Source organism: Enterobacter sp. WCHEn045836 (assembly GCF_003965585.1).
In the GTDB taxonomy this organism is placed as follows: Bacteria; Pseudomonadota; Gammaproteobacteria; order Enterobacterales; family Enterobacteriaceae; genus Enterobacter; species Enterobacter dissolvens.
In genome coordinates this window covers 76,167-96,119 of the sequence record NZ_RXPT01000003.1, presented here as the reverse complement: position 1 = coordinate 96,119, position 19,953 = coordinate 76,167, and the positions used below count along the sequence as shown (strand labels likewise).

The 19,953-nt window shown below is 53.3% G+C and carries 20 protein-coding genes; 16 read left to right on the top strand and 4 right to left on the bottom strand.

Annotation, left to right across the window (positions count from 1 at the left end; genetic code table 11):
- Positions 1–67 precede the first annotated feature (67 nt).
- The 14 genes from leuS (at position 68) to lipA (ending at position 15,032) form a co-directional block, all read left to right on the top strand.
- A complete protein-coding gene (gene leuS / locus EKN38_RS04795; protein WP_014831081.1) occupies positions 68–2,650 on the top strand; it encodes a leucine--tRNA ligase in 2,583 nt (860 codons plus the stop codon).
- Positions 2,651–2,664: 14 nt separating this feature from the next.
- The gene (gene lptE, locus EKN38_RS04790) at positions 2,665–3,234 is read left to right on the top strand and encodes an LPS assembly lipoprotein LptE (protein ID WP_014831080.1); all 570 of its coding nucleotides are present in this window, start codon (positions 2,665–2,667) and stop codon (positions 3,232–3,234) included.
- Positions 3,234–4,265, top strand: a complete 1,032-nt coding sequence (holA, locus tag EKN38_RS04785; RefSeq protein ID WP_014831079.1) for a DNA polymerase III subunit delta — start codon at positions 3,234–3,236, stop codon at positions 4,263–4,265. The genes lptE and holA overlap by 1 nt, the downstream gene beginning before the upstream one ends.
- On the top strand, positions 4,258–4,923 hold the full coding sequence (nadD, locus tag EKN38_RS04780; protein ID WP_043951582.1) for a nicotinate-nucleotide adenylyltransferase: 666 nt from the start codon (positions 4,258–4,260) through the stop codon (positions 4,921–4,923). The genes holA and nadD overlap by 8 nt, the downstream gene beginning before the upstream one ends.
- Before the next feature lie 268 nt (positions 4,924–5,191).
- On the top strand, positions 5,192–5,509 hold the full coding sequence (gene rsfS, locus EKN38_RS04775) for a ribosome silencing factor (protein WP_003858696.1): 318 nt from the start codon (positions 5,192–5,194) through the stop codon (positions 5,507–5,509).
- A gap of 3 nt (positions 5,510–5,512) precedes the next feature.
- Entirely contained in the window at positions 5,513–5,980 is a 468-nt protein-coding gene (gene rlmH / locus EKN38_RS04770; protein ID WP_003858701.1) for a 23S rRNA (pseudouridine(1915)-N(3))-methyltransferase RlmH, read from the top strand.
- 28 nt (positions 5,981–6,008) lie between these two features.
- Positions 6,009–7,910, top strand: a complete 1,902-nt coding sequence (gene mrdA / locus EKN38_RS04765; protein ID WP_014831077.1) for a peptidoglycan DD-transpeptidase MrdA — start codon at positions 6,009–6,011, stop codon at positions 7,908–7,910.
- Positions 7,911–7,912: 2 nt separating this feature from the next.
- Positions 7,913–9,025: a peptidoglycan glycosyltransferase MrdB gene (gene mrdB, locus EKN38_RS04760; RefSeq protein ID WP_013097590.1), complete on the top strand. Its 1,113-nt coding sequence runs from the start codon at positions 7,913–7,915 to the stop codon at positions 9,023–9,025.
- Between the two features lie 16 nt (positions 9,026–9,041).
- A complete protein-coding gene (rlpA, locus tag EKN38_RS04755; protein WP_126521775.1) occupies positions 9,042–10,157 on the top strand; it encodes an endolytic peptidoglycan transglycosylase RlpA in 1,116 nt (371 codons plus the stop codon).
- A gap of 139 nt (positions 10,158–10,296) precedes the next feature.
- Entirely contained in the window at positions 10,297–11,508 is a 1,212-nt protein-coding gene (dacA, locus tag EKN38_RS04750) for a D-alanyl-D-alanine carboxypeptidase DacA (RefSeq protein WP_013097592.1), read from the top strand.
- Positions 11,509–11,614: 106 nt separating this feature from the next.
- On the top strand, positions 11,615–11,878 hold the full coding sequence (gene ybeD, locus EKN38_RS04745; protein WP_003858718.1) for a DUF493 family protein YbeD: 264 nt from the start codon (positions 11,615–11,617) through the stop codon (positions 11,876–11,878).
- Between the two features lie 94 nt (positions 11,879–11,972).
- Positions 11,973–12,614: a lipoyl(octanoyl) transferase LipB gene (lipB, locus tag EKN38_RS04740; protein WP_014831075.1), complete on the top strand. Its 642-nt coding sequence runs from the start codon at positions 11,973–11,975 to the stop codon at positions 12,612–12,614.
- 291 nt (positions 12,615–12,905) lie between these two features.
- Entirely contained in the window at positions 12,906–13,859 is a 954-nt protein-coding gene (locus EKN38_RS04735; protein ID WP_014831074.1) for a YbeF family transcriptional regulator, read from the top strand.
- Positions 13,860–14,066: 207 nt separating this feature from the next.
- Complete coding sequence (gene lipA / locus EKN38_RS04730; protein ID WP_013097595.1) at positions 14,067–15,032, top strand: lipoyl synthase; 966 nt, start codon at positions 14,067–14,069, stop codon at positions 15,030–15,032.
- 82 nt (positions 15,033–15,114) lie between these two features.
- Here the strand turns inward: lipA and tatE are convergent, their stop codons facing one another.
- Both tatE and EKN38_RS04720 read right to left on the bottom strand, forming a co-directional pair.
- A complete protein-coding gene (tatE, locus tag EKN38_RS04725; RefSeq protein ID WP_013097596.1) occupies positions 15,115–15,318 on the bottom strand; it encodes a twin-arginine translocase subunit TatE in 204 nt (67 codons plus the stop codon).
- 125 nt (positions 15,319–15,443) lie between these two features.
- Complete coding sequence (locus tag EKN38_RS04720; protein ID WP_014831073.1) at positions 15,444–16,232, bottom strand: deaminated glutathione amidase; 789 nt, start codon at positions 16,230–16,232, stop codon at positions 15,444–15,446.
- A 67-nt stretch (positions 16,233–16,299) separates the two neighbouring features.
- Between EKN38_RS04720 and crcB the strand changes: the two genes are divergently transcribed.
- Positions 16,300–16,683: a fluoride efflux transporter CrcB gene (gene crcB, locus EKN38_RS04715; RefSeq protein WP_014831072.1), complete on the top strand. Its 384-nt coding sequence runs from the start codon at positions 16,300–16,302 to the stop codon at positions 16,681–16,683.
- Positions 16,684–16,902: 219 nt separating this feature from the next.
- On the opposite strand, the gene cspE is transcribed toward crcB, so the two are convergent.
- Positions 16,903–17,112 (bottom strand): transcription antiterminator/RNA stability regulator CspE, encoded by a 210-nt coding sequence (gene cspE, locus EKN38_RS04710; protein ID WP_002439184.1) that lies wholly within the window; start codon positions 17,110–17,112, stop codon positions 16,903–16,905.
- 190 nt (positions 17,113–17,302) lie between these two features.
- On the bottom strand, positions 17,303–17,920 hold the full coding sequence (pagP, locus tag EKN38_RS04705; protein WP_043951581.1) for a lipid IV(A) palmitoyltransferase PagP: 618 nt from the start codon (positions 17,918–17,920) through the stop codon (positions 17,303–17,305).
- Between the two features lie 589 nt (positions 17,921–18,509).
- Here pagP and dcuC point away from each other — a divergent pair.
- Positions 18,510–19,877: an anaerobic C4-dicarboxylate transporter DcuC gene (dcuC, locus tag EKN38_RS04700; protein ID WP_014831070.1), complete on the top strand. Its 1,368-nt coding sequence runs from the start codon at positions 18,510–18,512 to the stop codon at positions 19,875–19,877.
- Positions 19,878–19,953 lie beyond the last annotated feature (76 nt).

Sequence of the window (19,953 nt, the reverse complement as noted above, 5' to 3'; positions counted from 1 at the left end):
CGGATCTGAAATACCACATCCATTGGCTACATTTGTAGCTGTATTGAAAACAGGACCACTGGCTGCCATGCAAGAGCAATACCGCCCGGAAGAGATAGAATCAAAAGTCCAGCAACACTGGGACGAGAAGCGCACCTTTGAAGTAACCGAAGACGAGAGCAAAGAGAAGTATTACTGCCTGTCGATGCTTCCCTATCCTTCTGGTCGACTACACATGGGCCACGTGCGTAATTACACCATCGGTGACGTGATTGCTCGCTACCAGCGTATGCTGGGCAAAAACGTTCTGCAGCCAATTGGCTGGGATGCGTTCGGTCTGCCTGCGGAAGGCGCGGCGGTCAAAAACAATACAGCACCCGCGCCGTGGACGTATGACAACATCGCGTACATGAAAAACCAGCTCAAAATGCTGGGCTTTGGCTATGACTGGAGCCGCGAGCTGGCGACCTGCACCCCGGAATACTACCGCTGGGAACAGAAGTTCTTCACCGAGCTGTACAAAAAAGGCCTGGTTTATAAGAAGACGTCTGCGGTTAACTGGTGCCCGAACGACCAGACCGTTCTCGCGAACGAACAGGTTATCGACGGCTGCTGCTGGCGTTGTGACACCAAAGTTGAGCGTAAAGAGATCCCTCAGTGGTTTATCAAAATCACCGCTTACGCTGACGAACTGCTGAACGATCTGGACACGCTGGACCACTGGCCGGATACCGTTAAGACCATGCAGCGCAACTGGATCGGTCGTTCTGAAGGCGTGGAGATCACCTTCAACGTTGAGAACTACGATCAGACCCTGACCGTCTACACCACTCGTCCGGACACCTTCATGGGCGCGACCTATCTGGCCGTAGCCGCAGGTCACCCGCTGGCGCAGAAAGCTGCTGAAAATAACCCAGAGCTGGCCACCTTCATCGACGAATGCCGCAACACGAAAGTGGCGGAAGCCGACATGGCGACGATGGAGAAAAAAGGCGTTGCCACGGGCTTCTATGCGAAGCACCCACTGACTGGCGAAGCGATTCCGGTCTGGGCAGCAAACTTCGTGCTGATGGAATACGGCACTGGCGCGGTGATGGCCGTTCCGGGTCACGACCAGCGCGATTATGAATTTGCCACCAAATATAACCTGCCGATCAAAGCCGTTATTCTGGCAGCTGACGGCTCTGAACCTGACCTGTCTGAGCAAGCTCTGACGGAAAAAGGTACGCTGTTTAACTCTGGTGAGTTCAGCGGTCTGAGCTTCGAAGACGGCTTCAACGCCATCGCCGACAAACTGGCATCGCTGGGCGTGGGTGAGCGTAAAGTAAACTACCGTCTGCGCGACTGGGGCGTTTCCCGTCAGCGTTACTGGGGTGCGCCAATCCCGATGGTCACGCTGGAAGACGGCACCGTGATGCCAACCCCGGAAGATCAGCTCCCGGTGATCCTGCCGGAAGATGTGGTCATGGACGGCATTACCAGCCCGATCAAAGCCGATCCTGAGTGGGCGAAAACCACCGTCAACGGCCAGCCTGCGCTGCGTGAAACTGACACCTTTGACACCTTTATGGAGTCATCATGGTACTACGCGCGCTACACCTGCCCGCAGTATCAGGAAGGGATGCTGGATTCTGACGCGGCAAACTACTGGCTGCCGGTGGATATCTATATCGGTGGTATTGAACATGCCATCATGCACCTGCTCTACTTCCGCTTCTTCCACAAACTGATGCGCGACGCGGGTATGGTCAACTCTGACGAACCAGCAAAACAGCTGCTGTGTCAGGGCATGGTACTGGCAGATGCGTTCTACTACGTCGGTGCGAACGGCGAGCGTAACTGGGTTTCTCCGGTTGATGCGATTGTTGAGCGCGACGAGAAAGGCCGTATCGTGAAGGCAAAAGACGCCGAAGGTCATGAACTGGTGTATACCGGCATGAGCAAAATGTCCAAGTCCAAAAACAACGGTATCGACCCGCAGGTGATGGTTGAGCGTTACGGCGCGGATACCGTGCGTCTGTTCATGATGTTTGCCTCTCCGGCAGACATGACCCTGGAGTGGCAGGAATCTGGCGTTGAAGGGGCTAACCGCTTCCTGAAACGTGTCTGGAAACTGGTTTACGAACACACCGCACAGGGTGACGCTCCGGCACTGAACGTCGCTGCGCTGACTGAAGATCAGCAGGCGCTGCGTCGTGATGTTCATAAAACGATTGCAAAAGTGACCGATGATATTGGTCGTCGTCAGACCTTCAATACCGCAATTGCGGCTATTATGGAACTGATGAACAAGCTGGCGAAAGCACCGCAGGAAGGCGAGCAGGATCGTGCCTTAATGCGTGAAGCGCTGTTAGCCGTCGTGCGCATGTTGAACCCGTTCACCCCGCATGTCAGCTTCACCCTGTGGCAGGAGCTGAAAGGCGAAGGCGATATCGACAACGCGCCGTGGCCGGTTGCTGACGAATCCGCCATGGTGGAAAACACCACGCTGGTGGTGGTGCAGGTCAACGGTAAAGTACGCGGTAAAATTACCGTCGCCGTTGATGCAACCGAAGAACAGGTTCGTGAGCGTGCTGGCCAGGAACATCTGGTGGCGAAATATCTTGAGGGCGTTACCGTGCGTAAAGTGATCTACGTACCGGGTAAACTGCTGAATCTGGTCGTTGGCTAAGCGCGGGAGGAAACGTGCGACAACTGGCAACAATACTCTTATCTCTGGCGGTGCTGGTCACCGCGGGTTGTGGCTGGCACCTGCGCAATACCACGGCGGTGCCCGCTGAGATGAAAACGATGATTTTCGACTCATCGGATCCAAATGGTCCACTCAGTCGGGCTGTGCGTAATCAGCTGCGCCTGAACGATGTTGAGCTGATCGAGAAAGGCACCCTGCGCCAGGATGTACCGTCATTACGTATCTTAAGCTCATCGCTGGCTAAAGATACCGCGTCTATCTTCCAGGATGGACGTACTGCGGAATATCAGATGGTGTTGACGGTGAACGCGGCCGTACTGATCCCGGGTAAAGACATTTACCCTATCAATACCAAAGTGTACCGTTCGTTCTTTGATAACCCGCAAACGGCGCTGGCAAAAGATGCTGAGCAGCAGATTATCATTAACGAAATGTACGACAAGGCAGCGGAACAGCTGATCCGTAAACTGCCGGGCATTGCCGCATCGCCAAAACAGGGTTCTGACATCATCGACAAACCGGATGCCAACACGCCTCCTGTTTCTACCTCCATGGGTAACTGATGATCAGGCTGTATCCTGAACAACTCCGCGCGCAGCTCAATGAAGGGCTGCGCGCGGCGTATCTGCTACTCGGTAACGACCCATTATTACTTCAGGAAAGCCTGGATGCCGTGCGACACGCGGCGGCCGCTCAGGGCTTTGATGAACACCACACCGTTCAGTTGGATAACAATACCGACTGGAATGCCCTCTTCTCGCTTTGCCAGGCGATGAGTCTCTTTGCATCACGCCAGACCATCCAGATCCTGCTGCCAGAGAATGGTCCGAACGCGGCCATAAATGAACAACTGGCGACGCTGGTCAGCCTGTTGCACAGCGATCTGATGTTAATCGTGCGTGGCAACAAGCTCACCAAAGCGCAGGAAAACGCAGCGTGGTTTACCCAACTCGCCACTCATGCCGTGCTGGTGACCTGCCAGACGCCTGAGCAGGCCCATCTGCCCAAATGGGTAGCCGCAAGAGCTAAACAGAACAACCTTCAGCTGGACGACGCAGCAAATCAGCTGCTGTGCTACTGCTATGAAGGAAACCTGCTGGCCCTGGCGCAGGCGCTGGACCGGCTTTCCCTGCTCTGGCCAGATGGCAAACTGACCCTGCCGCGCGTGGAGCAGGCGGTTAACGATGCCGCACACTTCACGCCGTTCCACTGGGTGGATGCCCTGTTGTCGGCAAAGAGCAAACGCGCCCTGCATATTTTGCAGCAGCTCCGTCTTGAAGGTAGCGAGCCGGTGATTTTGCTGCGTACGCTGCAGCGTGAACTGCTGTTGCTGATTACGCTCAAGCGCCAGTCTGCCCATACGCCATTGCGTTCGCTGTTTGACAAACACCGTGTCTGGCAAAACCGTCGGGCAATGACCACCGAGGCAATCAATCGTCTGAGCCATGAACAGCTGCGCCAGGCGGTACAGCTTCTGCTGCGCGCAGAGCTCACGTTAAAACAAGACTACGGCCAGTCCGTCTGGGCGGAGCTGGAAAGCCTTTCTCTGCTGCTCTGCCACAAGGCACTGGCAGACGTATTTATCGATGGATAGTATGCACTCTTTACAGGCCCTGTACGGTGGCACCTTTGACCCGGTCCATTACGGTCATCTGAAACCGGTTGAAATTCTGGCGAATCTGATTGGTCTTCAGCGCGTGATTATCATGCCCAATAACGTTCCGCCGCACCGGCCACAGCCTGAGGCCACCAGCGAGCAGCGAAAAGAGATGCTCGCTCTGGCCATTGCGGATAAACCGCTCTTCACTCTCGACGAGCGGGAGCTACGCCGCGACACCCCTTCCTGGACGTCGCAAACGTTGCAGGAGTGGCGGCGCGAACAGGGGCCGGACAAACCGCTGGCCTTTATCATCGGCCAGGATTCTCTGCTCAACTTCCCCACCTGGCATCAGTATGAAACCATTTTGCAGAACAGCCATCTGCTCGTCTGCCGCCGTCCGGGCTATCCGCTGACCATGCGTGAAGAGCAGTATCAGCAGTGGCTGGAAGCCCATCTGACCGACAATGTGGAAGATCTGCACAGTCAACCTGCCGGGAAGATCTATCTGGCGGAGACACCGTGGTTTGATATTTCTGCGACAATCATTCGCGACCGGCTGCAGCACGGTTTAGCCTGTGACGATCTCCTGCCATCGTCAGTGCTGGACTATATCCACGCGCACGGGTTGTATCAGAAAAGCGCAGACGCATAATCCGGGCGCACAAAAAGCGCCTTATTGATTATCCTGCCTTGACAGAGTAAGCCATACTGTTATCCTCCGCTGCCAGACTTTCCCGCCGATCATTGCTTTACAGAAATTGTTTTACAAAAATGGCGATGCAATCTCCGGCGGAGGGTGGGATGATACCCGCCTTCAAAAGCCCGGCCGGTGACATTTGTCCCGACAGGGGCGTCAGTTCAGGTATACTGTCTGGCTACGAATTCACAGTTGCACAATCTCATTCACCCAGGGGGAAAACTTGCAGGGTAAAGCACTCCAGGATTTTGTTATCGACAAAATTGATGACCTGAAAGGTCAGGACATCATCGCTATCGACGTTAAGGGTAAATCCAGCATCACCGACTGCATGATCATCTGCACCGGTACGTCTACTCGCCATGTGGTTTCAATTGCCGATCATGTTGTTCAGGAATCACGCGCAGCAGGACTGTTACCGCTCGGGGTTGAAGGTGAAGCGACCGCTGACTGGGTGGTTGTCGATCTTGGCGATGTTATTGTCCACGTCATGCAGGAAGAGAGCCGTCGCCTGTATGAGCTGGAAAAACTCTGGGGTTGATGCGTGAAGTTGCAGCTGGTCGCCGTCGGCACCAAAATGCCGGACTGGGTACAAACCGGTTTTACTGAGTATCTGCGTCGTTTCCCGAAAGATATGCCGTTCGAGCTGGTGGAGATCCCCGCCGGAAAGCGCGGCAAGAACGCGGATATCAAACGCATTCTCGATAAAGAGGGAGAGCTGATGCTGGCTGCCGCAGGCAAAAACCGCATCGTGACCCTCGATATTCCAGGCAAGCCCTGGGATACGCCGCAGCTGGCGCACGAACTGGAGCGCTGGAAGCAGGATGGTCGTGACGTCAGTCTGTTGATTGGCGGGCCTGAAGGGTTGTCCCCTGCCTGCAAAGCGGCGGCAGAACAAAGTTGGTCTCTCTCCGCGCTGACGCTCCCCCACCCGCTTGTGCGGGTACTGGTGGCAGAAAGCCTGTATCGCGCGTGGAGCATTACTACCAACCACCCCTATCACCGCGAGTAATGACTGACCAGGGTAGATTAAGCAGCGGATGAAACTACAGAATTCTTTTCGCGACTATACGGCTGAGTCCGCGCTGTTTGTGCGCCGGGCGCTGGTCGCCTTTACGGGGATTTTGCTGCTTACCGGCGTGCTGATCGCCAACCTTTATAATCTGCAAATTGTCCGCTATACCGATTACCAGACGCGCTCAAACGAAAACCGCATCAAGCTGGTGCCTATCGCCCCCAGCCGCGGCATTATTTACGACCGTAACGGCACCCCGCTGGCCTTAAACCGCACCATCTACCAGATTGAGATGATGCCGGAAAAAGTCGACAACGTGCAGGATACGCTGGAAGCATTGCGAGGCGTTGTTGATCTTAACGATGACGATATCGCTGCGTTCAAGAAAGAGCGCGCCCGTTCTCACCGTTTTACCTCCATTCCGGTTAAAACCAACCTGACGGAAGTCCAGGTGGCCCGCTTTGCCGTCAATCAGTACCGTTTCCCTGGCGTGGAAGTGAAAGGCTATAAACGCCGCTACTATCCCTACGGCTCCGCGCTGACGCACGTGATCGGCTACGTCTCCAAGATCAACGACAAAGACGTCGAGCGTCTTGATAAAGACGGCAAACTGGCAAACTACGCTGCAACGCATGATATCGGTAAGCTGGGAATTGAACGCTATTACGAAGATGTCCTGCACGGGCAGACCGGCTATGAAGAGGTTGAAGTCAACAACCGTGGCCGCGTTATTCGCCAGCTGAAAGAGGTGCCACCGCAGGCAGGACACGATGTCTACCTGACGCTTGACCTTAAACTGCAACAGTATATTGAAACCTTACTGGCAGGCAGCCGTGCGGCAGTTGTCGTGACCGATCCGCGCACCGGCGGCATTCTGGCGATGGTCTCCATGCCAAGCTACGACCCTAACCTCTTTGTCGATGGGATTTCCAGTAAGGACTACTCCGGGTTGCTTAATGACCCGAATACACCGCTGGTGAACCGCGCCACGCAGGGGGTATACCCTCCGGCGTCGACAGTGAAACCTTACGTCGCCGTCTCGGCGCTGAGCGCGGGTGTCATCAACCGCAACACCAGCCTGTTTGACCCGGGCTGGTGGCAGTTGCCGGGGTCAGAAAAACGCTATCGCGACTGGAAAAAATGGGGCCACGGTCATCTGAACGTAACGAAATCGCTGGAAGAGTCTGCGGATACCTTCTTCTATCAGGTGGCGTACGACATGGGTATTGACCGCCTGTCAGAGTGGATGAGCAAATTCGGCTACGGACACTACACCGGGGTTGATCTCGCCGAAGAACGCTCCGGCAACATGCCAACCCGTGAATGGAAGCTGAAGCGCTTTAAGAAGCCGTGGTATCAGGGTGATACCATTCCGGTAGGTATCGGCCAGGGTTACTGGACCGCGACCCCGCTGCAGATGAACAAAGCGATGATGATCCTCATCAACGATGGCGTGGTGAAGGTCCCGCATCTGCTGCAAAGTACCGTTGAAGAGGGCAAAAAAGTGCCGTGGATCCAGCCGCATGAAGCACCAGTGGGGGATATTCACTCCGGCTTCTGGGAGATCGCCAAAGACGGGATGTACGGGGTGGCAAACCGCCCGAACGGTACCGCGCATAAGTATTTCGCTGGTGCGCCGTATAAAGTGGCCGCCAAATCCGGTACAGCGCAGGTCTTCGGTCTGAAAGCCAACGAAACCTATAACGCGCACCGCATTGCCGAACGACTGCGTGACCATAAGCTCATGACGGCATTTGCACCTTATGATAACCCGCAAGTGGCGGTGGCGATGATTCTGGAAAACGGTGGCGCAGGGCCAGCCGTAGGTACCATCATGCGCCAAATCCTCGACCACATCATGCTGGGTGATAACAACACCGAACTGCCGGCTGAAAACCCGGCCGCCGCTGCGGCGGAGGACCAATAATCATGACGGATAATCCAAATAAAAAATCGCTGTGGGATAAAATCCACATCGACCCAGCCATGCTGCTGATCCTGCTGGCTCTGCTGGTCTACAGCGCCCTGGTTATCTGGAGCGCCAGCGGCCAGGACATCGGCATGATGGAGCGCAAGATTGGCCAGATCGCGATGGGTCTGGTCATCATGGTGGTGATGGCGCAGATCCCGCCGCGCGTCTATGAAGGCTGGGCGCCCTATCTCTATATCTTCTGTATTATTTTGCTGGTTGCGGTAGATGCGTTTGGTGCTATCTCCAAAGGTGCACAGCGCTGGCTGGATTTGGGCGTGGTTCGCTTCCAGCCCTCGGAAATTGCCAAAATCGCCGTTCCACTGATGGTGGCACGCTTTATCAACCGTGATGTCTGTCCCCCATCTCTGAAAAATACCGCCATCGCGCTGGTACTGATTTTCCTGCCAACGTTGCTGGTGGCGGCGCAGCCTGACCTTGGCACCTCGATCCTTATCGCGCTCTCCGGCCTGTTTGTTCTTTTCTTGTCGGGCCTGAGCTGGCGTCTGATTGGTATCGCGGTGGTGCTGGTCGCCGCGTTCATCCCTATTCTCTGGTTCTTCCTGATGCATGATTACCAGCGCCAGCGCGTGATGATGCTGCTCGATCCGGAAACCGATCCGCTGGGTGCAGGCTATCATATTATTCAGTCCAAGATCGCGATTGGCTCCGGTGGCCTGCGCGGAAAAGGCTGGCTGCACGGCACCCAGTCACAGCTGGAGTTCTTACCAGAGCGCCACACCGACTTTATCTTTGCGGTACTGGCGGAAGAGCTGGGGCTGGTCGGCATCTTGATCTTACTCGCGCTGTATGTACTGTTGATCATGCGCGGGCTGTGGATTGCCGCGCGTGCGCAAACCACCTTTGGCCGCGTGATGGCGGGTGGGTTGATGTTGATTTTATTCGTTTATGTCTTCGTAAATATTGGTATGGTGAGTGGTATTCTGCCGGTTGTAGGCGTTCCGCTTCCGCTGGTGAGTTACGGAGGCTCAGCACTGATCGTGTTGATGGCCGGGTTTGGTATCGTGATGTCGATCCATACCCACAGAAAAATGTTGTCAAAAAGCGTATAAAAATAAGGGGATCGGAATGCGTAAGCAGTGGCTGGGGATCTGCATTGCGGCAAGTTTACTTGCGGCGTGCACAAGTGATGATGGTCAGCAACAGGCAACCGTCGCGCCGCCGCAGCCTGCGGTGTGTAATGGCCCAATCGTTGAAATCAGCGGCGCCGATCCCGTTTATGAACCGCTGAATGCCAGCGCGAATCAGGATTATGAGCGTGACGGCAAAAGCTACAAAATCGTTCAGGACCCTTCCCGTTTCAGCCAGGCGGGTTTCGCCGCCATTTATGATGCGGAACCCGGGAGCAACCTGACGGCATCTGGAGAAGCGTTCGACCCGACGCAACTCACTGCGGCGCATCCGACGCTGCCTATCCCAAGCTACGCCCGTATCACCAACCTGGCGAATGGTCGTATGATCGTGGTACGCATAAACGACCGTGGCCCGTACGGTAACGACCGCGTGATTTCGCTGTCGCGCGCGTCCGCCGACCGCCTGAACACCTCGAACAACACCAAGGTTCGTATTGACCCGATTATCGTGGCGCAGGATGGTTCGCTTTCCGGGCCGGGTACCGCATGTACGACAGTGGCAAAACAGACGTATGCCCTTCCTGACCGTCCAAATCTTGACGGCGGCATGGGAAGCGTCTCATCGCCGGCCGAGCCTTCTCAGCCTGGCGGAGAAGTGCGCCCTATCAGCAACGATACGCTGCAAAGCGATGACAGCACTGGCGCACCGGTAAAGAGTAGCGGTTTCCTGGGGGCACCGACGAACTTAGCCTCAGGTGTGCTGGAAGGCAGTGAGCCTACCCCCGCGCCTGTTGCCGCCCCTGTCGTGCAGCAGCCTGCTCCCGTCACCGCGCCGGCCACCACCCAGAGCACAGCGGTGGCAGCGCCTGCTGCCGCCGCTGCCAGCGGCGGCTTTGTCGTCCAGGTGGGCGCCGTCAGCGATCAGGCCCGTGCACAGCAGTATCAACAGCGACTGAGCCAGCAGTTTGGCGTCCCAGGCCGCGTTGAGCAAAACGGAGCGGTTTGGCGTATTCAGATGGGACCGTTTGCCAGCAAATCGCAGGCAGCGACCCTGCAGCAGCGACTGCAAAATGAAGCGCAACTCCAGTCATTTATCGCGGTAGCGAAGTAATTTATCGGCGGTATCCGAATTGTCAGTTTGTGTAAAACACATTCACAAACTCATGCTTAAAGTCGGATGCCTGCCTGAATAGCATTTGCTATAGTAAGGCACTTTTTTTAATTCCATCACGGATGTCGTAGTTCTGACCATGAAGACCACTTTTTCTGCTCGTTTTGTGCAGCGCATGGCGCTGACCACGGCCCTTTGCGCGGCTGCACTCTCCGCAGCTCACGCCGATGACCTGAATATCAAGACCATGATCCCTGGCGTTCCGCAAATCGACGCGGAATCCTACATCCTGATCGATTACAACTCTGGCAAAGTTCTGGCCGAACAGAATGCCGATGCCCGTCGCGATCCGGCCAGCCTGACCAAAATGATGACCAGCTACGTCATCGGCCAGGCCATGAAAGCAGGTAAATTCAAGGAAACTGACCTGGTCACTATCGGTAACGATGCGTGGGCAACCGGGAACCCGGTCTTCAAAGGTTCTTCTTTGATGTTCCTGAAACCGGGTATGCAGGTTCCGGTCTCTCAGCTGATTCGTGGTATCAACCTGCAGTCCGGTAACGACGCCTGCGTCGCGATGGCCGATTTCGCTGCGGGCAGCCAGGATGCGTTTGTTGGCCTGATGAACAGCTACGTTTCTGCGCTGGGTCTGAAAAACAGCCACTTCCAGACCGTTCACGGCCTGGATGCTGAAGGGCAGTACAGCTCTGCGCGCGATATGGCGCTGATTGGCCAGGCGCTGATCCGCGACGTACCGAACGAATATGCCATCTATAAAGAGAAAGAGTTCACCTTCAACGGTATTCGTCAGACCAACCGTAACGGCCTGCTGTGGGATAACAGCCTGAACGTTGACGGCATCAAAACGGGTCATACCGACAAAGCGGGTTACAACCTGGTTGCCTCTGCTACCGAAGGTCAGATGCGCCTGATCTCTGCCGTGATGGGCGGTCGTACCTTTAAAGGCCGTGAGACAGAAAGTAAAAAACTGCTGACCTGGGGCTTCCGTTTCTTCGAAACCGTGAACCCACTGAAAGCAGGCAAAGAGTTTGCCTCTGAGCCGGTCTGGTTCGGTGACAACGATCGCGCCTCCCTGGGCGTGGACAAAGATCTGTACCTGACCATTCCACGTGGCCGCATGAAAGATCTGAAAGCCAGCTACGTACTGAACACCACCGAGTTGCATGCACCTCTGCAAAAAAATCAGGTTGTGGGTACCATCAACTTCCAGCTGGATGGCAAAACTATCGATCAGCGCCCGCTGGTTGTCCTGCAGGAAATTCCTGAAGGCAATTTCTTCGGCAAAATCATTGATTACATTAAATTGATGTTCCATCACTGGTTTGGCTAAAAATTGAGCACTTGAAAGTGTGATTTTGATCCCCATATATTAAGTATCCTGATAACTCCCACCTGACGTGGGAGTTATTCTTTTTTGACGTTACGCCGGAGCTGACATGAAAACCAAACTTAACGAACTGCTTGAATTCCCTACCCCATTTACTTACAAAGTAATGGGTCTGGCGAAACCTGAGCTGGTTGATCAGGTGGTTGAAGTGGTACAGCGCCATGCGCCGGGTGACTACTCTCCGTCAGTAAAACCAAGCAGCAAGGGCAACTACCACTCGGTATCCATTACCATCACCGCGACACACATCGAGCAGGTGGAGACGCTGTACGAAGAGCTCGGTAATATCGAAATTGTTCGTATGGTGCTGTAGTCCCTCTGCGGTTACCCGGTTTGCCGGGTAACCCCTTTCCCCGCTGTGATATACTCCCCCTCATCTTTTGTCCCTCGTCTTCGGAGACGTCGTTTTGTACCAGGATAAAATTCTTGTCCGTCATCTCGGGCTGCAACCTTATGAGCCTGTCTCCCAGGCTATGCATGACTTCACCGACTCACGCGATGACACCACCCCCGATGAAATCTGGCTGGTAGAACACCTGCCGGTGTTTACGCAGGGGCAAGCGGGAAAAGCGGAACATTTATTGATGACGGGCGATATCCCGGTTATTCAGAGCGACCGCGGCGGGCAGGTTACGTACCATGGCCCAGGGCAACAGGTGATGTACGTTCTCCTGAACCTCAAGCGCAGAAAGCTGGGCGTACGCGAGCTGGTAACTCTGCTTGAGCAAACGGTCGTCAACACGCTGGCGGAATACGGTATTGATGCGCATCCGCGGGCCGACGCGCCGGGTGTCTACGTGGGCGAGATGAAGATCTGCTCGCTCGGGCTGCGTATCCGTAAAGGCTGCTCTTTTCACGGGCTGGCGTTAAACATTAATATGGATTTGAAGCCTTTCCAGCGCATCAACCCCTGCGGCTATGCCGGGATGGAAATGACGCAAGTGTGCCAGTGGGTCGACACCGCAACGACAGAAAATATCCGTCCTGTGCTTTTAGCTAATATGTTAGCGCTACTTAACAATCCCCCGCACGAATATATCACTGCTTAATATATTATACATTGTGGCTCGATAATTTGACGGGCCACGATTTAATTGCCGCTTTTACACTTTACAATAATCCGCAGATTCTATATTTTCGAAGCGCTCGAATATTACCGATCCATATTATTTAGCCTCCCGTCAGCGCTGCGTGCAGGACCTAAGTAACTTGCGTGATAATCACACAACTGGTTGTTTTTGATAAACAAGTGAAACAAAACCAACACTTTACGAATCTCTACAAGCATAATAAATAAATTCAACTATCATTCATGTTGTGAATGTGTACGGAGTAAAAGCGTGGAGTATAATAATTTACCAGCCAAACGCCTGAATGAACCCGGTGGCGAAGACAAGCCGCAAATTTTTCGGACTTTACGTAATATTGATCTCAATTTACTGACTATTTTTGAGGCAGTATATGTCCACAAGGGTATCGTTAACGCTGCGAAAATTCTTAATCTCACGCCCTCTGCAATAAGCCAGTCAATTCAAAAACTGCGCGCTATATTTCCTGATCCGTTATTTATTCGTAAGGGACAGGGGGTTACCCCCACGGCGTACGCCACGCATCTGCATGAGTACATCAGCCAGGGGCTGGAGTCGATTCTGGGCGCGCTGGATTTAACCGGAAGCTACGACAAACAGAGAACCATCACCATCGGCTGCTCTCCCTCTGTGGGGGTGTTAGTCATGCCTGCGATTTATCAGGCCGTAAAAGAGCATGCACCGCAACTCCTGCTGCGTAATGTTCCCCTCAGCGAGCCTGATGTGCAGCTTGCCCAGTTCCAGACTGATTTGATTATCGACAGCGGCAGCTTCAGCGCCAGAGCGTTAGGGCAAAATGTCCTCTACGCAGACAACCTGGTGCTGGTCTGTCGCCAGCAGCACCCGGTGCTCAGTGAGCCACTCACCATTGAAAATCTGCGTAACTACGATCACTCGTCATTCATGACGGAAGGACAGTCTCACCATTCGCTGCGCCAGCGTATTGATGACATCTTCCCGGAGCGCCAGATCAGCTTCAGCAGTTACAATATGTTCACTACCGCGTCCCTGATTGGCAGCAGTGATATGCTCTGCATCATGCCGTCGCGCCTGTATCACCTGCTGCGTAAATGTTGGCCACTGGAGAGCATTCCGCTCAGCCAGCTCAATGCAGAATCTATCGAGATTTCACTGCATTACAATAAGCTCAGTCTGCGCGATCCGGTACTCGAAAACGTGATCCGCATCATCCGCCAGGCCTTCTGACAGGTTGACACAGCACAAGTCCCTGCCGCACGCAGGGCAAAAGGCACAAAACAACAACTATTTTACAAATTGGCGACCTGGCAGGCTGCTTTACCGACCGTTTCAATGATATACTGCCTGTCGTTCGTTCAAAAATAGTTGATAAATACAACATTCCCTTGAATTGAAACGCTTTCCTTCGATATTCGCAACTGGAACACGCACGCTATGAGTAAACCCATTGTGATGGAACGCGGTGTTAAATACCGCGATGCCGATAAAATGGCCCTTATCCCGGTTAAAAACGTGGCTACAGAGCGCGAGGCGCTGTTAAGAAAACCGGAATGGATGAAAATCAAACTTCCGGCCGACTCTTCGCGTATCCAGGGGATCAAAGCGGCGATGCGTAAGAATGGCCTTCACTCCGTTTGTGAAGAAGCGTCTTGCCCGAACCTTGCTGAGTGTTTCAACCACGGCACCGCGACGTTTATGATTCTGGGTGCCATCTGCACCCGTCGTTGCCCGTTCTGCGATGTTGCGCATGGTCGCCCGGTGGCGCCTGATGCAAACGAACCTCAAAAACTGGCGCAGACCATCGCTGATATGGCGCTGCGTTATGTGGTCATTACCTCCGTTGACCGTGATGACCTGCGCGATGGTGGTGCTCAGCACTTTGCTGACTGTATTACTGCCATTCGCGAGAAAAGCCCGAACATTAAGATTGAGACGCTGGTTCCGGATTTCCGCGGCCGTATGGACCGTGCACTAGATATCCTGACCGCAACGCCACCAGACGTCTTTAACCACAACCTGGAGAACGTACCGCGTCTCTATCGCCAGGTGCGTCCGGGTGCTGATTACAACTGGTCTCTGAAGCTGCTGGAGCGGTTCAAAGAAGCGCATCCGCATATTCCTACCAAGTCAGGCCTGATGGTGGGTCTTGGTGAAACCAATGACGAAATCATTGAAGTGATGCGCGATCTGCGTCGCCACGGCGTGACCATGCTGACGCTGGGCCAGTATCTGCAGCCTAGCCGCCATCACCTGCCCGTGCAGCGCTACGTTAGCCCGGATGAGTTTGATGAGATGAAAGCCGAAGCGATGGCGATGGGCTTCACCCACGCTGCTTGCGGTCCATTTGTACGCTCCTCTTACCATGCTGATATGCAGGCAAAAGGCGAAGAAGTTAAATAACCCTGTAATATTCACTTACAGGAATACAAAAAAACCGGCCTGTTGAGCCGGTTTTTTTTTCGCAAGCCTTCAGGCATTGCCGTTACTCTTTGTGAGAGAGCTTTTCAGCCGGAACGGTATCCTCGGCGCTTTTCTTCGCTGCCGCATCATCGTCGTTCATCGCTTTCTTAAAGCCTTTGATGGCGGCACCCAGGTCACCACCCAGCGTGCGTAACTTCTTGGTACCAAACAGCAGGACGACCAGTGCGGCAACCACCAGCAGTTTGGTAATACTAATCTCACCCATAGATACCTTCTTAACATAAAACAGGCTGCATTCAGCACCAAAACCCGATCGTATTAACGGTCATTTGGCGCGTGCACACAATAGCAATCTGTAACAAGGTGAATCAAGCATTGTTGAAAAAAACATCACAATAATTGCGGTGGCGCAAAACGGCGGTTGCGAAGAACAGGTAATTGCTGCCGTGCAAGCGCAATCCTTTCCGAAATTATCTCCGTCATCAGCATAACCGGACCTTCCGCTGCGGCGGCAATCGTAACGCCCAGCGGGTCAATCACCCTGCTCTGCCCGATATTTTTATTGCCACACTCTCCTGCCGCGACCACATAACAGGTGGTATCCAGCGCACGCGCCGTAAGCAACGTGGCCCAGTGATGCTCTTTCAGCGGCCCCCTGACCCATGCGGCAGGCAGAACCAGCACATCCGCGCCCTGTAATGCCAGGCTCAGCGCCAGCTCAGGGAAACGAAGATCGTAGCAGGTCATCAGCCCAATGTTTAACCCCTCAACCGCGATCAGGGGCGGTACACAGTCACCCGGGTCAACCTGGCGCGACTCCTGAATACTGAACGCATCATAGAGATGAAGCTTGGCATAGCTGGCGATGATGCCGCCGCCACGGATGGCCACCAGCGTATTCACTGCCCGACCAGGCGTTGACGGCACATGCACCGTCAAAATCGTGGTCATGTCATTACCCACACTCGCGGTCAGTAATTGCTGTAAAAATGGCCCATCAAGCGCCTGCGCAGATTTCACCGACAAATCCGGGTCGTTATCATCGCGAGCCAGCAAGGCCTCTGGCAACACCAGCAGCGACGCGCCCTTTCGTTGTGCCTGCGTCATCAGCGAGACGCATTGAGCCGCGTTCTCCTGCCAGCGAGGCGTGACCACAAACTGCCCTACCGCAACATACATATTTGTCCCCTAAACATAAACAGCGTTAAACTCGCCACTCTTACACATCAAATAGCAGGTATTTACAGTGTTACAACTCCTTTTAGCTGTTTTTATTGGTGGGGGGACGGGAAGCGTTGCGCGGTGGTTCCTGAGTATGCGGTTTAATCCCCTGCATCAGGCGATCCCAATGGGGACACTGGCGGCAAACCTGATTGGTGCGTTTATTATTGGCATGGGGCTGGCCTGGTTTAACCGCATGACGCACATCGACCCAATGTGGAAAGTATTGATTACCACCGGATTCTGCGGCGGTTTAACCACCTTCTCCACCTTTTCTGCGGAAACGGTATTTTTGTTTCAGGAAGGCCGTATCGGCTGGGCGCTGGTAAACATTGCCATCAATATGCTCGGCTCCTTTGCGATGACGGGGATCGCATTCTGGCTATTTTCATCCGCCACTCCCCACTAACAGCCGGAGCGTTAATGTTGGCTTAATTTTTCTCTGTCACTCTGGTGCCAATACAGAACGAGGGTGACAGAATGAAAGAGAGTTTGATGAGCGCAGGCGTGGTGTTGTTGAGCGTGCTGATCGTTGCCAGCTTCCTGAAAATGTATCTGCTTGGCTGAGACAAAACGAAAAAAACCCGCTCAGTGAGCGGGTTTTGATATTCTTGCTGACGCGTCTGAATTACAGAGCGATTACGTTAGCAGCAGAAGGGCCTTTGGCACCGTTAGTGATTTCGAACTCTACACGCTGACCTTCAGCCAGAGTTTTGAAACCATTAGACTGGATTGCAGAGAAGTGTACGAACACGTCTTTGCTGCCATCTTCAGGAGTAATGAAACCGAATCCTTTGGACTCATTAAACCACTTAACGTTACCTTTAATCTTAGACATCAAAATTACCTTTACATTAAAAAACGACACAAATGCTGTGTCGGTTACCAGTACATCAATTGTGGGAGCTTTTGTCCAGCGGATCTTTGATAAAAAGTGACTAAAGTCGCGTTAATTTTCGCTGGCGGATTTTTATCCCATATGATTCAACGGCTGCGCATTTTTTCACCAGTCCGTCACCGTTTTTCAGTTAAAACTGAAAACGCATCCAGGCGAAGTAAACGTTACCGTTGTTGTACGTACCGGGAATGTAGGTCATCTGGAACGTTGCAGGGCCATAGCCAATCGAGGCCAGCGGCAACAGAACCGGAATGGGGATATAGTTCCAGTTGTCGCGCGCGGTCACCCCAACGGTGTAGCCGAGACCAACATGGAAGTTGTCGTCAGTTAACGGACGCCATGTTTTCTCCCAGCCATAGCCGCCGATCGGTTCCCATTTGTTAAAGGAATCTTTAAAGGCCATCAGATAGATGCCATTCCAGTTTCCTTTTTCGTCCCAGCGCGACTGACCAAAACCGGCTCCCCATGGGCGCTCGTTATATTTGTCCGTCTTTTCTTTGTCGTAGGCAAAGCGTGCATGCCAGGTGATCGCCGGCACATAGAGATCATAGTGCTCTGGCGCGCTCCAGGTTTGAGAGACATTATCCGTAAAGGTGGAGAACCAGCCTTTATCCGTCGCGTTCTCTTCAGCCAGTGCAACAGAAGAGAACGTTAACTGTGCAAAAATAAACAATAAAATGAAGAAAAAATTATTACGTCCGATCACAATGCAATTACCATTCTTAGTATTCGAGGCAAAGTTTACCATAAAATAGTTGAATGGAGCCTTAACAGCATCAGCATTACTCCTAATTAATCAGCCATTTTGCGAGAATATTCTGAGTGATGCATTGCCCCATGCTGAATAATCGCCTGTCCGGTACCTGTTCAGCAGTTATCAAATAATGTTTACGGACATTAATAACCTCATTTTTATTATGGCTTTCAGGGCAAACATAAACGCCGGTCAAGGTCGTATAAATTTAATCATTAGCATCTGCAGTCAGACTTTTCTTTCTATCCGACTGCCTGCCCTACGCTGGCGCGGCTCAGAGCGGATCACTCCCCCGGCACAGCTGGTTTGAAAAGTCTTTTACCTTCTTAATCAAGAACGTGTTAATCTACAACCAATAAATTAACAACTCATTAGCATTTAAATGACATACTCTACTCAACCAATCGGTCAATACCCACATGTCATTATTGCCATCGCAATGGCAAAAATATCGCTAACATCTGCTTTAGTAGTATATTTATTGATTTTAATCAGCAAGGACTGGCCATTAATTCGGCACATTCTCATCCTTCTTTTTTATTGATTATTTGTGCTCTCGGGGAGCAAGGATACAGGGGAAATCATGCTTACGTTTTTAGAGCTCCTTATCGGAGTCGTTGTCATTGTCGGTGTAGCGCGCTACATCATTAAGGGGTATTCCGCCACGGGCGTGTTATTTGTCGGCGGCCTGACCTTACTGATCATCAGCGCGCTGATGGGTCATCAGGTCTTACCTGCCAGCGCAACCAGCACCGGCTATACCGCCACAGACATTGTTGAATACATTAAAATTCTGCTCATGAGCCGCGGTGGCGATCTGGGCATGATGATCATGATGCTGTGCGGTTTTGCCGCCTACATGACCCATATTGGTGCTAACGATATGGTCGTGAAGCTGGCCTCTAAGCCGCTGCAGTACATCAACTCCCCGTATCTGCTGATGGTGGCAGCCTACTTCCTCGCCTGTCTGATGTCGCTGGCCGTTTCGTCAGCCACTGGCCTGGGGGTGTTATTGATGGCTACCCTGTTCCCGGTCATGGTTAACGTCGGCATCAGCCGTGGTGCCGCGGCGGCAATCTGCGCCTCTCCGGCGGCAATAATTCTTTCCCCAACCTCCGGTGACGTCGTGCTGGCGGCGAAAGCGGCAGAAATGTCACTCATCGATTTCGCCTTTAAAACCACGCTGCCTATTTCTATTGTGGCTATTGTAGGGATGGGGATCGCACATTTCTTCTGGCAACGTTATCTCGATAAAAAAGAAAATATCAGTCATGAAATGATGGATGTGAATGAAATCACCACCACCGCCCCGGCGTTCTATTCGATTCTGCCGTTCACGCCTATTATCGGTGTGCTGATTTTTGACGGCAAATGGGGACCACAGCTGCACATCATTACCATTCTGGTTATTTGTATGCTTCTGGCCGCCGTGCTGGAATTTATTCGCGGTTTCAATACCCAGAAGGTATTTTCAGGCCTGGAAGTGGCGTATCGCGGTATGGCAGATGCGTTCGCAGGCGTCGTGATGCTGTTGGTGGCGGCAGGCGTCTTCGCGCAGGGCCTGAGCACCATTGGCTTTATTCAGAGTCTCATCTCCATCGCCACATCGTTCGGCTCTGCCAGCATTATCCTGATGCTGGTGCTGGTGGTGCTGACCATGCTGGCGGCAATGACCACCGGTTCAGGTAACGCGCCGTTCTACGCCTTCGTTGAGATGATCCCAAAACTGGCACACTCTTCCGGTATTAACCCGGCTTACCTCTCCATTCCCATGCTGCAGGCGTCAAACCTCGGTCGTACCATTTCGCCGGTATCAGGGGTGGTGGTAGCGGTCGCCGGGATGGCAAAAATCTCGCCGTTCGAAGTGGTAAAACGCACGTCGGTACCGGTGCTTGTGGGCCTGATCATCGTGATTATCGCGACCGAGGTTCTGGTTCCCGGCGCAGCCTGAGCTCAATGACCGATATCCAAAAAGCGCCTGCGGGCGCTTTTTGTGCTTTAATAACTTCCAGAAATTTATCGCGTTA

Excerpts from the sequence above, each read along its gene's own strand:
- EKN38_RS04720 (WP_014831073.1), bottom strand. The coding sequence starts at position 16,232 with ATGTATGTTGCGGTAGGGCAGTTTGTGGTCACGCCTCGCTGGCAGGAG.
- ybeD (WP_003858718.1), top strand. The coding sequence starts at position 11,615 with ATGAAAACCAAACTTAACGAACTGCTTGAATTCCCTACCCCATTTACT.
- rlpA (WP_126521775.1), top strand. The coding sequence starts at position 9,042 with ATGCGTAAGCAGTGGCTGGGGATCTGCATTGCGGCAAGTTTACTTGCG.
- tatE (WP_013097596.1), bottom strand. The coding sequence starts at position 15,318 with ATGGGTGAGATTAGTATTACCAAACTGCTGGTGGTTGCCGCACTGGTC.
- leuS (WP_014831081.1), top strand. The coding sequence starts at position 68 with ATGCAAGAGCAATACCGCCCGGAAGAGATAGAATCAAAAGTCCAGCAA.
- pagP (WP_043951581.1), bottom strand. The coding sequence starts at position 17,920 with ATGGTAAACTTTGCCTCGAATACTAAGAATGGTAATTGCATTGTGATC.
- dcuC (WP_014831070.1), top strand. The coding sequence starts at position 18,510 with ATGCTTACGTTTTTAGAGCTCCTTATCGGAGTCGTTGTCATTGTCGGT.
- mrdB (WP_013097590.1), top strand. The coding sequence starts at position 7,913 with ATGACGGATAATCCAAATAAAAAATCGCTGTGGGATAAAATCCACATC.
- lipA (WP_013097595.1), top strand. The coding sequence starts at position 14,067 with ATGAGTAAACCCATTGTGATGGAACGCGGTGTTAAATACCGCGATGCC.
- cspE (WP_002439184.1), bottom strand. The coding sequence starts at position 17,112 with ATGTCTAAGATTAAAGGTAACGTTAAGTGGTTTAATGAGTCCAAAGGA.
- mrdA (WP_014831077.1), top strand. The coding sequence starts at position 6,009 with ATGAAACTACAGAATTCTTTTCGCGACTATACGGCTGAGTCCGCGCTG.
- dacA (WP_013097592.1), top strand. The coding sequence starts at position 10,297 with ATGAAGACCACTTTTTCTGCTCGTTTTGTGCAGCGCATGGCGCTGACC.
- holA (WP_014831079.1), top strand. The coding sequence starts at position 3,234 with ATGATCAGGCTGTATCCTGAACAACTCCGCGCGCAGCTCAATGAAGGG.
- nadD (WP_043951582.1), top strand. The coding sequence starts at position 4,258 with ATGGATAGTATGCACTCTTTACAGGCCCTGTACGGTGGCACCTTTGAC.